The organism is Paractinoplanes abujensis (genome assembly GCF_014204895.1).
GTDB classification, from domain to species: Bacteria; Actinomycetota; Actinomycetes; order Mycobacteriales; family Micromonosporaceae; genus Actinoplanes; species Actinoplanes abujensis.
The window spans coordinates 4198119-4214930 of sequence record NZ_JACHMF010000001.1; the positions used below are offsets into that span (position 1 = coordinate 4198119).

20 protein-coding genes are annotated in these 16812 nt (G+C 72.1%); 8 read left to right on the top strand and 12 right to left on the bottom strand.

The genetic code is table 11. From position 1 onward, the window contains the following. Positions 1-32: 32 nt before the first annotated feature. Together BKA14_RS18670 and BKA14_RS18675 are read right to left on the bottom strand one after the other, a co-directional pair. Positions 33-1493 (bottom strand): hypothetical protein, encoded by a 1461-nt coding sequence (locus tag BKA14_RS18670; RefSeq protein WP_184952207.1) that lies wholly within the window; start codon positions 1491-1493, stop codon positions 33-35. 36 nt (positions 1494-1529) lie between these two features. Further along, entirely contained in the window at positions 1530-2951 is a 1422-nt protein-coding gene (locus BKA14_RS18675) for a tetratricopeptide repeat protein (protein WP_184952208.1), read from the bottom strand. Positions 2952-2999: 48 nt separating this feature from the next. On the opposite strand from BKA14_RS18675, the gene BKA14_RS18680 reads away from it, so the two are divergent. Next, complete coding sequence (locus tag BKA14_RS18680; protein WP_184952209.1) at positions 3000-3635, top strand: SMI1/KNR4 family protein; 636 nt, start codon at positions 3000-3002, stop codon at positions 3633-3635. Here BKA14_RS18680 and BKA14_RS18685 read toward each other — a convergent pair whose 3' ends face one another. Together BKA14_RS18685 and BKA14_RS18690 are read right to left on the bottom strand one after the other, a co-directional pair. Further along, entirely contained in the window at positions 3636-4124 is a 489-nt protein-coding gene (locus BKA14_RS18685) for a DUF6624 domain-containing protein (protein ID WP_184952210.1), read from the bottom strand. 196 nt (positions 4125-4320) lie between these two features. Continuing rightward, positions 4321-4755 carry a MarR family winged helix-turn-helix transcriptional regulator gene (locus tag BKA14_RS18690; RefSeq protein WP_184952211.1) on the bottom strand — a complete coding sequence of 145 codons (435 nt, stop codon included), beginning with the start codon at positions 4753-4755 and terminating at the stop codon, positions 4321-4323. Between the two features lie 66 nt (positions 4756-4821). Between BKA14_RS18690 and BKA14_RS18695 the strand changes: the two genes are divergently transcribed. From BKA14_RS18695 to BKA14_RS18710, 4 genes are all read left to right on the top strand, one after another. Further along, entirely contained in the window at positions 4822-5766 is a 945-nt protein-coding gene (locus tag BKA14_RS18695) for an NAD-dependent epimerase/dehydratase family protein (RefSeq protein ID WP_184952212.1), read from the top strand. A gap of 27 nt (positions 5767-5793) precedes the next feature. After that, a complete protein-coding gene (locus tag BKA14_RS18700) occupies positions 5794-6426 on the top strand; it encodes a SanA/YdcF family protein (protein WP_239093051.1) in 633 nt (210 codons plus the stop codon). Between the two features lie 58 nt (positions 6427-6484). Then, positions 6485-7198 (top strand): hypothetical protein, encoded by a 714-nt coding sequence (locus BKA14_RS18705; protein WP_184952213.1) that lies wholly within the window; start codon positions 6485-6487, stop codon positions 7196-7198. Between the two features lie 118 nt (positions 7199-7316). After that, entirely contained in the window at positions 7317-8831 is a 1515-nt protein-coding gene (locus BKA14_RS18710) for an FAD-dependent oxidoreductase (RefSeq protein WP_184952214.1), read from the top strand. A gap of 4 nt (positions 8832-8835) precedes the next feature. Here the strand turns inward: BKA14_RS18710 and BKA14_RS18715 are convergent, their stop codons facing one another. Further along, entirely contained in the window at positions 8836-9696 is an 861-nt protein-coding gene (locus BKA14_RS18715; protein ID WP_184952215.1) for a helix-turn-helix transcriptional regulator, read from the bottom strand. Positions 9697-9846: 150 nt separating this feature from the next. Here BKA14_RS18715 and BKA14_RS18720 point away from each other — a divergent pair, with 150 nt between their 5' ends. Continuing rightward, a complete protein-coding gene (locus BKA14_RS18720; protein ID WP_184952216.1) occupies positions 9847-10794 on the top strand; it encodes an SDR family oxidoreductase in 948 nt (315 codons plus the stop codon). Between the two features lie 92 nt (positions 10795-10886). After that, the gene (locus tag BKA14_RS18725) at positions 10887-11351 is read left to right on the top strand and encodes an SRPBCC family protein (protein WP_184952217.1); all 465 of its coding nucleotides are present in this window, start codon (positions 10887-10889) and stop codon (positions 11349-11351) included. A gap of 114 nt (positions 11352-11465) precedes the next feature. Here the strand turns inward: BKA14_RS18725 and BKA14_RS18730 are convergent, their stop codons facing one another. Together BKA14_RS18730 and BKA14_RS18735 are read right to left on the bottom strand one after the other, a co-directional pair. Continuing rightward, positions 11466-12221 carry a ZIP family metal transporter gene (locus BKA14_RS18730; RefSeq protein WP_184952218.1) on the bottom strand — a complete coding sequence of 252 codons (756 nt, stop codon included), beginning with the start codon at positions 12219-12221 and terminating at the stop codon, positions 11466-11468. 95 nt (positions 12222-12316) lie between these two features. After that, entirely contained in the window at positions 12317-12679 is a 363-nt protein-coding gene (locus tag BKA14_RS18735) for a winged helix-turn-helix transcriptional regulator (protein ID WP_184952219.1), read from the bottom strand. A 70-nt stretch (positions 12680-12749) separates the two neighbouring features. Here BKA14_RS18735 and BKA14_RS18740 point away from each other — a divergent pair, with 70 nt between their 5' ends. Further along, the gene (locus BKA14_RS18740; protein ID WP_184952220.1) at positions 12750-13592 is read left to right on the top strand and encodes an NAD(P)H-binding protein; all 843 of its coding nucleotides are present in this window, start codon (positions 12750-12752) and stop codon (positions 13590-13592) included. Here BKA14_RS18740 and BKA14_RS18745 read toward each other — a convergent pair. The 5 genes from BKA14_RS18745 to BKA14_RS18765 are packed head-to-tail and all read right to left on the bottom strand — an operon-like array spanning position 13574 to position 16790. Then, positions 13574-13831 (bottom strand): hypothetical protein, encoded by a 258-nt coding sequence (locus BKA14_RS18745; protein WP_184952221.1) that lies wholly within the window; start codon positions 13829-13831, stop codon positions 13574-13576. The two genes, BKA14_RS18740 and BKA14_RS18745, sit on opposite strands and share 19 nt — an antisense overlap. A gap of 46 nt (positions 13832-13877) precedes the next feature. Then, the gene (locus BKA14_RS18750) at positions 13878-14546 is read right to left on the bottom strand and encodes a hypothetical protein (RefSeq protein ID WP_184952222.1); all 669 of its coding nucleotides are present in this window, start codon (positions 14544-14546) and stop codon (positions 13878-13880) included. Next, on the bottom strand, positions 14543-15193 hold the full coding sequence (locus BKA14_RS18755; protein ID WP_184952223.1) for a ribonuclease FAU-1 family protein: 651 nt from the start codon (positions 15191-15193) through the stop codon (positions 14543-14545). Before BKA14_RS18755 ends, BKA14_RS18750 begins: the two co-directional genes overlap by 4 nt. Continuing rightward, positions 15190-15897: a CPBP family intramembrane glutamic endopeptidase gene (locus BKA14_RS45120; RefSeq protein ID WP_184952224.1), complete on the bottom strand. Its 708-nt coding sequence runs from the start codon at positions 15895-15897 to the stop codon at positions 15190-15192. Before BKA14_RS45120 ends, BKA14_RS18755 begins: the two co-directional genes overlap by 4 nt. Further along, on the bottom strand, positions 15894-16790 hold the full coding sequence (locus BKA14_RS18765) for an NAD(P)H-binding protein (protein ID WP_184952225.1): 897 nt from the start codon (positions 16788-16790) through the stop codon (positions 15894-15896). Before BKA14_RS18765 ends, BKA14_RS45120 begins: the two co-directional genes overlap by 4 nt. Between the last annotated feature and the right edge of the window lie 22 nt (positions 16791-16812).

A 16812-nucleotide genomic window follows, 5' to 3' on the forward strand; every position in this document is an offset into this window, starting at 1 on the left:
CGCGGGCGCCCGTACGACGCTCGCCGCCGGCGTCAACCGGCGGACCGGATCGCCGTGATCACCGCCGCCCGGTCCAGCGACGGGTTGGCGGCGGCGTCGACGGCCAGGTCGGGGTCGTCGAGCAGGACGGCCAGGCGGTCGGCGGGCAGGCGGGGGCAGCGGGCCATCGCCTTGCGGACCAGCGGGTCGGGGTCGGTGCTCAGGTGCGCGATGAGTGCCGGGTCCGCCTCGGGGTCGCGGGCGGCCAGGGCCCGTACGCGGGAATCGGGGTGGCCGGCGTGGGCGGCCAGCCCGGCCTGCGGGAACTGGGGCCGCTCGAGCAACGCCGACAGCTTCCGGTTCTTCAGGAAGCAGCTCAGCAACAGCTCGCCCGGGGCCTCGGGGTGGTGGCGGGCGAGTTCCACCCGTACGGGCTCATCGGGATCGGTGGCCAGGTGCGCGACCACCGGCGGGGGCAGGTGCGGGTCCTGGGCGGCGCGGCGCCGCAGGCGCGGGTTGGTCGAGAAGGCCCAGCGCGTGGCCTCGTCCGTACGGAGGTCGGCCTGGCCGTCGAGGATCGCGCGCTCGGCGTCGGACACGTAGGCGTGGGTGGTGAGCGCCTGGCGTACGGCGTCGTCGGGGTCGGCGGCCAGCACGGCTATCTGCTCGGCGGTGAGCCCGGCACGGGTGGCCACCGCGGCCCGCACGTGCGGGTCGCGGTCGGCGACGAAAACAGCGATCGGCCCCGCGCAGGCCGCCAGCGTGGCCCGGACCCCGGCGTCGCGATGGTGCGCGAGGGTTTCGGCGACGGCCGGCGGCAACGTCGGGTTGGCGGCGATCGTCGCGATGGCTTCGAGGTCATCGGAGGCGGCCACCTGGGCGGCCAGCGCCGGGGAGAGCGGGGAGTGCAGCACCGTCCAGAAGGCGTGGCAGTGCATCGGCGGCAGGTCGGCCGGCTGCATGGGCCGTCGACGTTCGGCGATCGCGGCGGCGGCGGCCGCGGCCACCTGCGGATCCGGGTCGGCTTGCAGGGCCGGCAGCCGGTCTGGGCGCACCTGTCCCACGGCGATCAGGCGGACCCGCGGATCGGGGTGCCGGGCGGCGACCTCGGCCCGTCCCCAGTCGGCGAAGAACAGCTCGCCGAACAACTCGTGGCTCGCCATGGGGCTGTCGTCGGGCGGGTCGAGCAGCTCGGTCATCAGCCGCTGCAGGGCCCCCTCGGACATCGGGCGCCTTTTCTTGTACGCGTAGACGTTCATCCGCACGCGCCAGTCCGGGTCCTGAAGCAACCGATCCTGCACGGCGGGGTCCGCCCACGCGCTGCGGGCGACCGCGGCCCGCACCTGACGTTCGGGGTGGGCCGCCATCCGTTCCTGCACGATCAGCGGCAGGCCGGCCCGCGATTCCAGACCCCGGGCCACCGGTACGGGCCAGTCGCGCAGCAGCCGCAGCAGCCCCTCGTCGGGGATCGCCGGGTTCTGGGCCAGTCCGCGCAGGACGAGGTCGCGTCGCACGCCGACGAGCGTAGACGGCTGCGGCCGCCGGGACCGTCAGAGATAACCACCGGTGGCCGGGGCCGGCTGATCGATGCTCAGCTGGTCGACTCCGCGCAGCAGCAGGTGTTTGCCGCTCGGCCCGGCCGTGGTGCTCAGCCACAGCGTCCCGGTCGTGGGGCAGCGGAGCACTGCGGCGCCCAGGAGCCGGCCGGCCGGTCCGGCGACGGTCAGATGACGGTTCAGGTAGGCGGTCGCGTAGCTGCCGGTGAGGGCGCCGGCCTGCCAGCATCGGCAGTCCCCCGCGTCGGCGAGGCGGTAGCGGTCCGCCTGCTGCCTGCGGTGGCGCTCGGAGCGCCAGTTGTGCCACCGGGCGAGACGCATCAGGGCCTGCCCGATGGCGGTCACCACGGCCATGAGCCCGGCGAAGACGACGGCGCTGAGCGTGACGCGGCCGGTTGAGGCGCCGGCGATGGGCACGGCCGCGGTCACGACGAGGGCCAGGGCCAGCGCCGCGCCGACGTGCTGGTCGAGGGTCAGCTCCCGGCGGGCCGGCCCCTGGCGCAGCTTCGCCCCGGCCCGCCACACCGCGCTGTCCGCGGCGGTGAAGCCGGGCACAGTTCTGGCGCCGAAGTGATGCACCAGCAGAACGGGCACGAGCCCGGCCACCACGAGGGGCGGAACGCCGGACCACACGGCCAGGGCGGCCGCCGGAACCAGCGGGGCGGCGGACGCCAGGCGCAGCGCGGTCCGGCGGCGACCGAAACGGCGCATCGGTGCTGAAGTGACGACCGCCCGCAATGCGGCGGCCTCCGGGAACCGGTGGTGGGCGACATGCAGAAGCAGCGCGGAGCCGGCGGTGTCGCCCCGCCGCCGCAGATAGTTCACCGCGGCCAGGATCGGCTCCGGATGCGCCTCCACGTCGGGATCGGCCGCGAGGAACTCCTCCACCACGTCGAGCACGGTCCGGGTGGCCGCCGCGCCGTCGTGCCGGTCCCGCCGAGCCACGACGGAACCCAGGAAGCGGGACAGCGTGAACGACGTGACGATCCCGTGCGCCCGCACCAGGGCCGTCCAAGCCTGATCGGCCGTGGCGTAGTCACCGCACTGCTCGGCCGCCGCACCGACCAGGTAGAGCGGTTGCCACGCCCCGGGCCAGGCCGCGACAGTGGACAGCAGCCAGCGGTAGGCGCCGAGGTCGCCGCCGGCGGCGCGGCACGCGGCCAGCAGTAGATGCGGCCAGGACGTTCTCGATTCCGGGGACAACTCGGTGATCTGTTCCCGGGCCAGCAGGCCCAGCGCCTCCCGCGGACGTCCGGTGAGAAGCAGGAGCCGGGCTCGCATCAGGTCGTCCCGCTCGCCTGCGCTCGCCGTGAGCGCCAGCGCCACCTCGAACTCGTCGACCCGGTCCGCGGCGGCCAGCCAGTGCGCAGCCGACGCCACCATCACGTCCGCCGGTGAGCCCACAGGTCGTCCCATCGGCACCGCCGGCCCGCGCTTGAGACTTGCCACCTCGTAAGGTGAGGCGTGGCTTCGAGCGGGCGGCCCCGGACGGCCGAGCAATGGCGGGCCCACCTCACCGAGTACAGCGCGGACTTCCTCCGGGTGGCCGACGCCGATCAGCGTCGCGAGCTCGGGGACGAACGGGTGGCCTCCGGGTGGCTCGGGTTCGCGGGTGCGAGCCCGGCGGCGCTCGCCGCCGCTGAGCAGCGGCTCGGGGTGGGGCTGCCGCCGGGATACCGTGCCTTCCTGCAAGCCTCCGACGGGTGGCTCGAGATGAGCCCGTTCGTGTGGACGATGCGGACGACGGCCGACGTCGGGTGGCTGCGCGACCTCGAACCCGAGATGATCGGCGCGGGCGACGAGGACGACGAGCTGATGGCCCGGGCGCTGCTGGTGTCAGCCGACGCGGACGCCTGTTTTTGGCTGCTCGACCCCGGTGACGTCAACGACGAGGGCGAGTGGGCGGCGTACGTCTGGGCGTCGTGGTACCCGGGTCTGGGCGACCGGCACGACTCGTTCGCCGACCTGGTCGCGGCCGAGCGGGAATCGTTCGAGGAGCTCAGCGCCCGCGACGGCCAGGCGGTCGAGCCGGACGGGGCCGAGGAACCGGTGGCCGAGGGCCGCCGGTTGGCCGCGCCGGGCGACACCGCTCGGCAGTGATCAGGCCGGGGCGTGCTTGGCGATGTGGACCGCGTACGGGTCCAGGCCGACCTCGGCGCGGCGCTCGTCCAGGTGGTCGGGGTCGTCGCACGGCCACGGGACGGGTGCACCGTCGACGATGCCCGCGATCTGGGTGCCGTAGCGCTGTTTGTGGCCCGCGTTGACCAGAACCCGGTCGTGCAGCATGGCCACCTGCGCGGGGTCGGCCCGGCCGGCGGTCATCAGGTGCAGCGCGCGGCGTTGCAGGTGCAGCTGCCGGTCGGCGTGCTGCGCGATCAGCCAGGCCCGCCGGGCCGCCTCGGGACCGACGAGGTCCGGGGTGGGCCAGCCGTGCTCGTCGAGAATCTCGATCAGGCGGTCGCCGTTGCGGGTGGTGACGCGGCGGTGGGCCAGCTGGGCCGCGAGGTCGTCACCGAGCGCACCCGGCTGCAGGCGCCGGTCCTCGTCGGTCATGTCGATCAGTTCCTGAGCCAGTGCCGTGTTCACCATGCCCACACGGTAAGCAGCCCCGCACCGGCGCTTCGCACCCTCCCGCGTCCACATAGGCGGGTGACTATCGCCCATACTGTTACAGAACCCGTTTGGGACGCGTCAGCGGCCGGCGAAGCCCGCCCGGGCCCCCGCGCGAGCGACGGTCAGCACCACCCACCCCGCCGGGACATCCGGCTCTTGACCGGGAGTTCTTCTACTTCAGCAAGTCGCGCAGCGTGTGGCGGAGCTGGTCGGCCGCGCGCGGGTCGAGCGGCGCGAGGAACATGTTTTCGGCCTCCTGGTAAGCCGTTTCCGCGGCGTCGAAGGTCTGCCGGCCCTGCTCGGTGAGTTCGACGATGTTGCGGCGGCGGTCGGCCGGGTCCGGACGCCGCAGGACGAAGCCTTGGCGCTCGAAGGTGTCGAGGATCGCCACCATCGTGGTGCGGTCGATGCCCAGTCGTTGCGCGACCTGCAGCTGGGAGGCCGGTTCGGGCCCGGCCAGGACCCGCAGCGCCCCGAAGTCCTTGCTGTCGATGCCCAGGTGCTTCAGCGCGGCGTCGGTCAGGGCCGTGAACTGCATGTTCACGTGTTTGAGGAGATAGCCCAGCAGGTCGTGCGGGTCGGGGGTGGCGCTGTGCTCGGTGGACATGCCGCCATTCTAGGGCTAGCCTGATCGTCAGTAGTACTGACGATCAGAACCACGACAGGAGTTGTCATGATCCTCGTAACCGGAGGGGCGGGCTTCATCGGCTCGCACACTGTGCGCGCCCTCGCCGAAGCCGGCCAGGAGAGCGTCCTGCTGCAACGACGCACGGCCGACGTCCCCGCGCACCTGGCCGGCCTGCCCGTGCACGCCGTGCAGGCCGACGTGGCCGACCTCGACGCCCTGCTCGGGGTGGGCAAACAGCACCCGATCACCGGGATCGTGCACCTCGCCATGTCCCTGCCGGGGCCGGAGCGGGGCATCGACGCCGTCGACGTCGCCGCCCGGACCCTGCAGGGACACCTGAACATCGCCCGCGCGGCGCAGGCGTGGGGCGTGCACCGCATCGTCACCGCGAGCACCATCGGCGTCTACAACCTCGCCCTGACGGGCGCGCTCACCGAGGACATGCCGCTTCCGGTGGGCTACACGCACGCCGTCCCGACGTTCAAGAAGATCTTCGAGCTGCTCGACGGGCATCTGTCCGCCGTCACCGACGTGTCGATCGTCAACGCCCGCATCTCCGCGATCTGGGGACCCGGCGGGCACCTTCCCGACCCCTTCTTCCCCACGTCCGTGCTGGTCAACGCCGCGGCGCAGCGCAGCGAACCGGACCTGTCCACCTTCCCCGCGCCGCCGCAAGCCGAGGACGCCCTTGACCTGCTCTACGTCCGGGACGCCGGTCGCGCCCTGGCCCTGCTGCAGCTCACCGAGCACCTGCGGCACACGACCTACAACGTCGCCTCCGGGCACGCCACCAGCAACGCCGAGGTCGTCACCGCGTTGCGGTCCGTCGAGCCGAGCTTCCGGGCCGAGCTTCCGTCGGCGGGTGACCGCCCGCGGACGTGGCTCGACATCACCCGGCTGCGCGAGGACACCGGTTTCGAGCCCCGCTACGACACCGCCGCCGCGGCGGCTGACTACGTCGCGTGGCTGCGGGCCGGGAACACGCGGTAACTCGACAGGCCTGCCTACGCTGCGCCGGTGAGGTCGAGGTTGATCACGTGGGTGCGCCCGCGCCGGCTGGTGCTCGTCGCTGCGGTGCTGGTGCTGCTGGTCAGCGCGCCGTGGATGTGGACGACGACGGCGGCGCTGGGGCACGTCCACGACGCGGCCGAGGCGCCGGCCGCCGACGTGGTGATCGTGCTGGGGACGACGGTCGGTGCCGGCGGGCAACCGGAGGCGCGGCTGGCCGGGCGGTTGCAGACGGCGGCCGAGCTGGTTGCGGCGGGCCGGGCGCGGACGGTGCTGGTCTCCGGGGACGGCGGGGGCGACTCCGGTGACGAACCGGCCGCGATGACCGCGTATCTGACCGGGCCGCTCGGCGTGGACGCGGCCCGCGTGGTGGCCGACCCGTACGGGCTGGACACCTACGACTCGTGCATCCGGGCCCGCGACGTGTTCGGGGTCCGGCGCGCACTCGTCGTCACCCAGGCGTATCACCTGTCGCGCGCGGTGACGGTCTGCCGCAGCCTGGGCCTCGACGCGGACGGGGTGAAGGCCCGCTGCGACGGCTGCGGGCGGGCGTTGCTGGCCGAGAAAGCCGTACGGGACTACTTCGCCAGCGGCAAGGCCGCTTGGGACGTAGTGCGGCAGCGGCCACCCGCTGTCTCCTGACGTGAGAGGTGGCGGAGCCGAGGTATCGTCCATTGATGAGCGTCGTTGGGGACGTGCGGTGAGGATCCCGGACGCGGCACCTCAGCGCGACGGCGAGGCCGAGGCCGGCCGCGGCCGCAGCATCTGGTTCTCGTCGTGGGGTGTGCTGGCCTGGGGGCATCTGAACCTGCCGTGGAGCGAGATGACCGGCCTCGAGATCACCGCCACGGGCGGCGCCGAGCCGTTGCTGGCGTTCCACCGCGGCCCGGTCGTCACCCGATTCCGGCTGCCCGGGCGCACGCCGCAGCAGGTTCGGGACGACCTGCGGTCGTGGGTGGTAGGCAAGGCAAATGAGAAGATCGTCATCCACCTGGAGTGGAACGTGCCGGCGGGCGAGTCGGGCGTGGCGGTGTACGAGCGGCGGATCCGGGCGCGGAAGATCACGAAGGATTGGGTCCTCGGCTGGGTCGAGACCGCGGAGACGCAGCGCCGGCAAGGCAACGAGACCACGGCCCTGTCGATCCTCGAGGCGGTCGTCGAGGTCAGCACCGCCAGCCTCGGTCCGACGGCCGCCGCCACCGTGGCCGCCCGCAACAACTGGGCCTTCACGTTGGGCGTGAACGGCGGCCGGGGCGCGGCGATCCCGATCTACTGGACCCTGCTCGACGACGCCACCGCGGCGCTGGGCCACGGGCGTCGTCCGCGTGGGGACGACCGCGAATCGCTGGAGGCAGCTCGGCGAAACGCTCTGCGCAACCTGGCGATGCTGCACAACCCGCGCTGGCGCCCGTGACTGCCGGTAGCCGTGTGCGCTGGTCAGGCAGCGATCCACTACGGTTTGGAAGGCACACCGAGGCTCAGCGGACAACGGAGGCACGCGTGGATCACCGGCGGCCGGGAACATCAGGGGCATGATGGCTTCGAGCAGCACCGCCCATGTCAGCCACCATGCCCGGCGTCTTGTGCGCGTCGACCGCTCGCTGCCCCATCAGGTCGGGCAGCCCGTGCGCGCGGTGATCGCCGGGGGTGGGATCGCCGGGGTGACGGCGGCGCTGCTGCTGGCCGAGCGGGGCGTCGCGGTGACCCTGCTCGAACGCGACGAGCGGCTGGGCGGGCGGCTCGCGGCGTGGCCGAGACGCATGGCGGACGGCTCGACCCAGATGGTCGGGCACGGCTTTCACGCCTTCTTCCGGCAGTACTACAACTGGCGTCACGTTCTGCGCCGGATCGACCCGGCGCTGTCGTTCCTGCGCCCGGCCCGGCGTTATCCCGTGATCTCCCGTTCGTGGCCCGAGGAGGATTTCGCCGGGCTGCCCGGCACACCCCCGTGGAACCTGGCCGCGCTGCTGGCCCGCTCGCCCAGCCTGCCGCTGCGCGAGATGCGGGAGGTCGACGGGCCCACCTCGCTGGCGCTGGTGCGGTATTCGCGGGCCGAGACCTACCGCGAGTACGACTCGATGCCGGCGTCGGAGTTCCTCGACCGTCTGGCCATGCCGGAACGGGCCCGGTCGTTGCTGTTCGACGTGTTCGCGCATTCGTTCTTCAATCCCGCGACGGAGATGTCGGCCGCGGAGATGATCATGCAGTTCCACTTCTATTTCCTGCGCAATCCGGAAGGGCTCGACTTCGACGCGCCGGACGACGACTACCAGAGCACGATCTGGGGGCCGCTGAGCGAGCGGCTGCGGGCGCTGGGGGCCGAGATCCGTACGGGAGCGACCGTCGACCGGGTCGAACCGGGCTGGACCGTCACGCTGACCGGCGGGGAAGAACTGCGGGCCGACCACGTCGTGCTGGCCACCGACCCGGCGTCCACGGGTGACATCGTGGCCGCCTCGGCCGGGCTGCCGCAGGACCTGGCGCGCCGGATGAAGACCGTGACCACCACCGCCCCGTACGCGGTCAGCCGGTTCTGGACCGACCGGGACGTAGCCGCCGACCGGGCCGCGTTCAGCGGTGTCGGCGGGGAACCTCTGCTGGACTCGGTGAGCCTGTTCCACCGCGTCGAGCGCGGCGCGGAGCAGTGGGCGCGGCGCACCGGGGGCGCGGTCGTGGAGTTGCACGCGTACGCGGCCGATCCCGGCGTCGAGGCGGAGGCGGCGGCCGATCAGATGTGGTCGGAGCTGTCGGGCATCTGGCGGGAAGCGGGCTGGATGCGAACGGTCGAGCGCGACACCCGGATCGGCTACGACGCGCCGTCGTTCGGGGTGGGCAGCGACGCCGCCCGCCCGGGCGTGATCACCGGCGCCGACGGGCTGTTCCTGGCCGGCGACTGGGTCCGCATGCCGTTCCCGTCGGCGCTGATGGAACGCTCGGCCGCCTCGGCCGCGATCGCCACGAACGCCATTCTGCGCCGCTACGGCGTACGGCCGAATCAGGTCTTCTCCATTCCCCCGCGCGGCCTGCTGGCGCCGCGCCGGCGATGAAGGCCTACGGCCCCGGGGGCGTACGGGCCAGGAGGTCCTGGTTGCCGATGACCGACAGCAGTTGCAGCTTTTCGTAGCTCTCGCTGCCGGGAACGGCGGTGTAGACGAGCAGGGCATGGGACTGGTCGGGATCCGACAGACCCTGGCAGGCCAGTTCCAGATGGCCCACCTCGGGGTGCACGAAACGTTTGGTGTGGTTGTAGCCGACGCCGATTTCGTGGTCGTTCCAGACGGCGCGGAATTCCTCGCTGCTCTCCAGCAACAGGCTTTGCAGGTGCGCGGCGTACGAGCGGGGGCCGCGCAACGTGACGATGCGGCGCAGGCCGGAAGCGAACACGCGCGCGTGCAGCGCGTGATCGTCGGGGTGGTAGAGCTCGCGGGCCGCGGGGTCGGTGAAGTAGCGGTAGCCGATGCTGCGGGCCGGCCCGGTGTAACGCGTGAGGTCGCCGGTGAGCGCGACACCCAGTGGGGTCTGGCGCAGGGTCTCGCCGAGCTCGGTGACGATCTCGGCCGGGGTGTCGGTGAGCCGGTCGAAGATGCGCAGCATGCCCGGGCTGATGTGTTCGCTGGTGGCGCCGCGGGCCGGCGGGTTGTGCCCGGCCAGGCGGAACAGGTGGTCGCGTTCGTCGAGCGACAGGTGCAGGCCCTGGGCGATCGAGGCGATCATCTGCTCGGACGGGTGCGGGCCACGCTCGCGTTCGAGGCGGCTGTAGTAGTCGGCGGAGATGTGACAGAGCGTGGCGACCTCTTCGCGGCGCAGGCCGGCTGTGCGGCGGCGCTGCCCGCGCGGCATGCCCACGTCCTCGGGTTGCAGCGACTCGCGGCGGCGGCGCAGGAACTCGGCCAGCCCGGCTCGGTCAATCATGCCTCGGTTCTATCACCGATCCCCGGCCGTATCCTCGGCCCGCCGATCCCCCCTTCGCGGGCCGGGCAGCCTGGGATCGGCAGGCCGTGGTTCCGGCGCCGCGGGCGATGCAGCCTGAAATGGCATCCGTTGCCGCAGAAAGGCGAGACCATGGCCCGCACCGCTCCCGACCTGACCATTCCCGATCTCACCGGCAAGATCGCCGTCGTCACCGGCGCCAGCGACGGCATGGGGCTGGGCATCGCCGCCCGGCTGGCCAAGGCCGGCGCCGAGGTCGTCATGCCCGTACGGAATCGCCTCAAGGGCGAGAAGGCGATCGCGCGAATCAAACAGGAACACCCGAAGGCCGCGGTCTCGCTGCGTGACCTCGACCTGTCGTCGCTGGCGTCGGTGGCCGCGCTGGGGACGACGCTGCGTGACGAGGAGCGGCCGATCCACCTGCTGATCAACAACGCCGGGGTGATGACCCCGCCGAGCCGGCAGACCACCGCCGACGGGTTCGAGCTGCAGTTCGGCAGCAACCACCTGGGGCATTTCGCCCTGGTGGCCCACCTGCTGCCGCTGCTGCGGGCCGGCCGGGCGCGGGTGACGTCGCAACTGAGCGTGGCTGCCAACTCGGGTTCGATCAACTGGGACGACCTGAACTGGGAGAAGTCCTACAACGCGGGCCGGGCTTACAGCCAGTCGAAGATCGCGTTCGGCCTGTTCGGTCTGGAACTGGAACGGCGCAGCCAGGCCGGCGGCTGGGGCATCACGAGCAACATCGCCCACCCCGGCATCGCGCCGACGAACTTGCTGGCCGCCCAGCCGCACATGGGACGGGCCAAGGACACCACCTCCGTACGGCTCATCCGCACACTGTCCCGGCACGGCATTCTGGCCGGGACACCCGATTCGGGGGCTCTGCCGGCGCTGATGGCCGCCACGTCACCCGAGGCGCGCGGTGGCCTCTTCTACGGCCCCAGCGGTCTCGGGCACCTCAGTGGCGCGCCCGCCGAGCAGGCACTGTATTCGCGGCTGCGCAGCCCCGAGGACGCCGAGCGGATCTGGCGCATCTCGGAGAACCTGACCGGCGCGACGTTCCTGGCCCGGCGGTGACGCGCGGAAAAACGACGCACGAATCGATGCAACTGGGTTGGAGCGGCTCAGGCGGGGTATCGCATGGTCACCACACTCGTAAGGAGATGACCGTGACCACCGTTACCGAGTCCGTCGACGTCGACGTACCGATCCGTACCGCTTACGACCAGTGGACCCAGTTCGAGGACTTCCCGCAGTTCATGGACGGGGTTGAGTCGATCACCCAGATCGACGACACGCACACGCACTGGGTGACCAAGATCGCTGGGCAGACCCGCGAGTTCGACGCGGAGATCACCGAGCAGCACCCCGACGAGCGGGTCGCGTGGACCAGCACCAGCGGCGACACCAAGCACGCCGGCGTCGTCACGTTCCACCGCCTCGACGACACCAAGACCCGGGTGACCGTCCAGCTCGACTGGGAGCCCGAGGGCTTCGTGGAGAAGGTCGGCAGCGCCGTCGGAGTGGACAGCCACCAGGTCAAGGCCGACACGAAGCGCTTCAAGGAGTTCATCGAGAACCGTGGCGGCGCCACCGGTTCGTGGCGGGGCGACGTCGAGCGGCCCGGCGCCTGAGCGGCCCCGGCCATACGGCACCGGAACGGCCGGTCCGTGCGAAGAGACCGCCGATCGGCGCAGGTCTCGGACCACGTGGCCGGCCTCCGTGGCCTCATGCACCCTGCGCTGCCGTCAGCGGCCCGCCTGGGACAGGCCGAAAGCCACCAGGAAGCCCGCGACAGTGACCAGCCCGATCAGCAGATGCGCCGACTCGAACGCTTCCGGGATCATCGTGTCGGCCACCATGGCCAGGATCGCCCCGGCGGCCAGGGCGGTCACCGCGGCCAGGACCGCAGCCGGGGCCCCGCCCAGCAGGGTGTATCCGGCGACGGCGGCCAGTCCGCTGATCAGCGCGATCGCGATCCACAGACCGAAGACGTAGCGGGGACTGCGGCCGGCGTTGCGCATGCCGGCGGCGCTGGACAACCCTTCCGGCACGTTGCTGATGAACACCGCGGCCACCGTGACCAGTCCGACGGCGCCCCCGCCGAGCAAGCTGGTCCCGATCACTATCGACTCGGGCACGCCGTCGAGCAACGCCCCCATGGCGATGGCCGTGCCCGATCCGGCCTGCTGCTGCTCGGAGGGCTGCTGATCGCCGGAGCGCTTGCGGTGCCGGGCCCCGCGCCGGGCCAGCAGGACGTTGCAACCGGTGTAGATCAGCGCCCCGGCGACGGCGCCGAGCACGGTCGGCATCATTCCGCCGCGGTCGTCGGCCTCGGAGATGAGCTCGAACGCGACCGCGGACAGCAGAACACCGGCGCCGAAGGCCATGACCGAGGCGACAGCGTGACGCGGAATGCGGACCAGGTAGCCGATGGCCGCGCCGATGACCAGCGCGGAACCGGCCAGCAGTCCCCATCCTCCAGCCTGCAACCACTCGGGCATGACGTGATCGTCCCTTCGCACCACGAAAACCGCACCGGGGCTCGTCTGCCCCTCGCCTGGACAGGTGAAACCTGAGGCGGCCGTCGTACGGGTCCCTATCGTGCGGCGTCGTAGGTCTGCCGCGCCCGGTCCACCTCCGGCAGGTGGATGTCGGCCCAGGTGGCCAGGTGAGCGAAGAGCGGGCCGAGGCTGGCGCCGAGCTCGGTGATCTCGTATTCGACGCGGGGTGGCATCTCGGCGTAGTAGGTGCGGGCGATCAGGCCGTCACGTTCGAGCTGACGCAGCCGCTGCGTCAGCACCTTCGGCGTGATGCTGGTCAGCCGTCGTTCCAGCTCGACGAACCGCTGGCGGCCGAAGGTGTGCAGGCTCCACAGGATCGGTGTCGTCCAGCGGCTGAACACGATGTCGACGACCGGCGCGACCGGGCACGCCAGTTCGGGATCCGCGGTTTCCTGCACGTGCCCTCCATCACATTCTCGATACTTTCCTCTAGGTACCTACTATCCCGAGGCTACTAACTTCTCCCGCATGATTGTTGTGACAGGCGCTACCGGAAACGTGGGCCGCACGCTCGTGTCCCTCCTCGCCGAGTCGGGGGCGGAAGTGACAGCGGTGTCGCGCGGGCGACGCCCGATCGCGGTGCCGGACGGGGTTCACCACCACCGGGCTGATCTGGCCCAGCCGCAAAGCCTGAGGCCGGCGCTGGCCGGGGCCGAGGCGATGTATCTACTCGTGGAGGGCGCCGGGGCGCACCTCGACACGGCCGCGATCCTGCGGGTGGCCAAGGAGGCCGGGGTGAAACGTGTCGTGTTGCAGTCGTCGCAGGCAGCCGGCACACGACCCGATTCCGTGTCGCACGCTCCCCTGCGGGCCATCGAGGACCTCGTACGGGAAGCCGGTCCGGAGTGGACGATCCTGCGCCCCGGCGGTTTCGCCTCCAACGCCTTCGCCTGGGCCGCATCGATGCGCGCCGCGGGCACAGTGGCCGCCCCGTTCGGCGACGTCGGCCTGCCCGTGATCGACCCGGACGACATCGCCGCGGTGGCGGCCACCGTCCTGCCCGGTGGACACGAGGGCCGTACGTATGAACTGACCGGACCGGCCCTGAGCACGCCGCGGCAGCGGGTCGCCGACCTGGCCGCCGTGCTGGGCCGGCCGATCAACTTCGTCGACCAGACCCCGGAGCAGGCCCGCGAGCAGATGCTGCAGTTCATGCCGCCGCCCGTGGTGGAAGGCACACTGGCGATCCTGGGCGCGCCGACCGCGCGGGAGCAGCGGATCAGCCCCGACGTGGCCGCGGTGCTGGGCCGGCCGCCGAGGACCTTCGCCGAGTGGGCCGCACGCCACGTACGTCAGCTCAGCCCCAACTGACCGGGCAACCCACGGACCCAGTCACCCTGGCCGCGGCCCGGATCATCCGCCTCCCACCGGGCGGCGGCGCGTTCCACTGCCGCAACGAACTGGCGGCGCTCGTCCGGGTCCATCTCGCCGAGGTGGTAGGCGATCTCCTCCAGCGCGTTGCCGGCCAGCCGGTCGTCATCCCGGCCCAGCTGCAACGCCGTCTCGAACGCGGCAATACTGGCGATCAAGGCCTGCACCACACGATCCATGTCGTCATCCTCGCAGCGCGGCCGCGCCCGTTCTGCTCCGAGCGCGTCACGCCCAGATCGGGCGCAAGTCGTGCTCGGTGCCGTAGAACAGATACGGCCGCAGCTCGGGGCGGGCGCTCAGGGAGCGGTGCAGCTCGGCCGGGTTGCCGGCGACGGCACGGAACGGCTGACACTTCAGTTGCTCGCGGAGGCCGGCGAACGGCCAGGCGGCGCCGAGCAGACGACGGACCCCGACCAGGACGGCCGTCGCGTCCGGCGGGATGCCGTCGACCCAGATCTCGGCCCGCGGCGGCAGATCCCAGCCGGCCACGCCCGGATTGCGGGGACAGCCGAGCCGGTGCGTGACCGGGCCGTCGACGGCCTGGTCGCGCCACCACTCGCCGTCGACGGTCACGTCATCGGTGTCGCCGGGGTCGACGATCGGGCCGCGGCTGCGGGCGACGACCTCCTCCGGAAGCCGCACGCCGTGGTCCTCGACGTAGTGGGCGAGCCCGCTCGGCCAGACGAAGTGCGAACCGTCGGTGAGGTCGGTGCTGCCGTTGCGGGCCCCGCACAGCCGGCACACGGAGAAGCCGGGGCTGGCGACCAAGGTGCGCCCCGACCGCAGAAACGCCGCAACCGAAGCCCGTACGGGGTCCTCGGTCTCCGACAGAAAGCCACACACGTCGGGCCACTCCCCGTCCCAGTAACCGATCAGCCGCAGGGTGCCGGTCACGGCGCGGCCCGATGCGGCAGGTCCCAGTTGTCCGGCAGCGTGACGGCCCCCCATCGCGGGTCGGGCCGGTAATCGGTCCAGCGCCCGTCGAACGGTGGGGCACCGGCCGAGGCCAGGCTCATCAGCTGCTCCCCGGCCGCACGGATCGCCGGAACCTGCGCGGCACTCCACCGGCCGGGCCGCCCGGTGAGCGCGGCGAACTCGTCCTCGTCCTTCCACCGGCCCGCGCCGTCCGGCGTGATCCACACGTCGAGTGCCCGGTCCGCGGTGTCCACGCCCCTCACACCGTCAGCTTCCCACCTCGTACGGGAGGACTCGAGATTGCCGTACCAGCCGGTGAAGCGCTGCGCCGAGTCGAAGAACCACCACAGCGACCACTCGCCGGCAGCCGGGGCGAAATGCACGATGCCCGCACCGCGCCAGGTCGAACGACGCCGGGCCCGGGGCAGGGACGCCCGGCCGGCGATCGGGACCGCGCGCAGCGGCCGCCCGTCGGCCAGCACGGACTCGATCTGCGGCGACCCCGGCGCGACCCACAGTGCCAGCCCGTCGGCGTCGTCGGTGATGACCCGGCCGACGCGGACGAAACGCGCCCGGCCGTCCCGCCCGTACCGGTAGAGGACGGTGTCGCCGGGAGCCCAGCTCATTGGTGGATCAGCGCCGGCAGGGCGAACAGCATCGTGGTGGACCAGGTGACGTGGGTCAGGATCGGGGCCAGGATGCCGCCCGAGGCGCGCCGCTGCAGGCCCAGCACGAAGCCGAGCAGGGCCGCCGCGAAGACGAGCATGAGGTTTCCGGTGGCCACGGTGGCCGCGGCGTAGATGACGGTGGAGATGAGCACGGCGTGCCGGCGGCCGATCGCCGCGAACAGGGCGCCGCGGAAGAAGACTTCCTCGGCCACGCCGTTGAGCAGGGTGACCGCCGCGATCGGCACGATGGCGCCGTAACGGGCGTGGGCCAGCACACTGTTGACGAGCTCACGCAGCGCCGGTATCTCCCGCACGATCAGCGAACCGGTGACGAAGACGGCGCCCAGCACGAGCCCGGTCACCATCGGGGTGATGATCGGCCGGCGCAGGCGGTCCCGGAACGCGATGCGGCCCAGGTGCAGCGGCCCCGACAGCAGCGCCCCGATGATCCAGGTGGCCGCCACCAGCACGGTCAGCAGGTAGAACAGGTCGTCGCCGGGCCGCACCGACAGGGAGATCCCGAGCAGCACGGCCCCCGCGACCAAGGTGAACGCCACGACGATGCGGCGCCGGCGGAACGCCTGATCGGTCTGCTGGTGGTCACGTTCGACCCGGTCGATCAGCGACGGACCGAGGGCGCGCCGCAGCCAGGCCGAGTTCACCGGGCCACCCGCTCCCGGTCGGCCAGGGCCAGCCGTACGGCGTCGTCGTAGCTCATCGGCGCGCCCGGCACGACCCGGGTGATCGCGTCGTCGCGCACCACCACCTCGGTGGTCATCGAGTCGACCAGGTTGCGGGCGGTGGCCGAGTCGACATCGGTGACGAACTTCAGCCACGCCGACGACAACCGCGGGGTCAGCAGCGGCACGGTGACGTTGGGCAGCCGCGCGCCCCGGATCCGGGCCACCCGCTGCAGCATGTCGATGTACCGGAGCACCTCGGGCCCGCCGATCTCGTACGTCTGCCCGCGGGCCTCGGCCGGCTCCAGCACCCCGACCAGGTAGCGCACGGCGTCGGGCAGCGCGATCGGCTGCGTACGGGTGTTGACCCAGCGCGGCGTCACCATCGCGGGCAGCCGCTCGGCCAGCTGACGGGTCATCTCCCACGAGATGCCGCCGTGCCCGATCACCACCGCGGCCCGCAGCACCGTCACCGGCACCGGCCCGGACCGCAGGATCTCCTCGACCTCGCGGCGGGACCGCAGGTGCGCCGACAGTTCGCCACCGTCCGCGCCGAGGCCGCCGAGGTAGACGATCCGCTCCACCCCGGCGTTCGCGGCGGCCTCGGCGAAGCTGCGGGCCGCATCGGCGTCGCGCTGCTCGAAGTCGTCCGAGCCGAGCGAATGGATCAGGTAGTAGGCCACGTCCACACCCGTGAACGCCTCGCGCAGACTCGCCGGGTCGGACACGTCGGCCGCGACCGGCTCCCCCGCGCCGTCGTACTTCTCCGGGTGCCGGGTCATCGCGCGCACCCGGTACCCGTCCTCGGCCAGCTTCGCCGCCACGTGCGAGCCGATGAAACCGGAAGCCCCGCTCACCAGAACCGTCTTAGTCACACTCCCCTAGTTTCCCGTACCT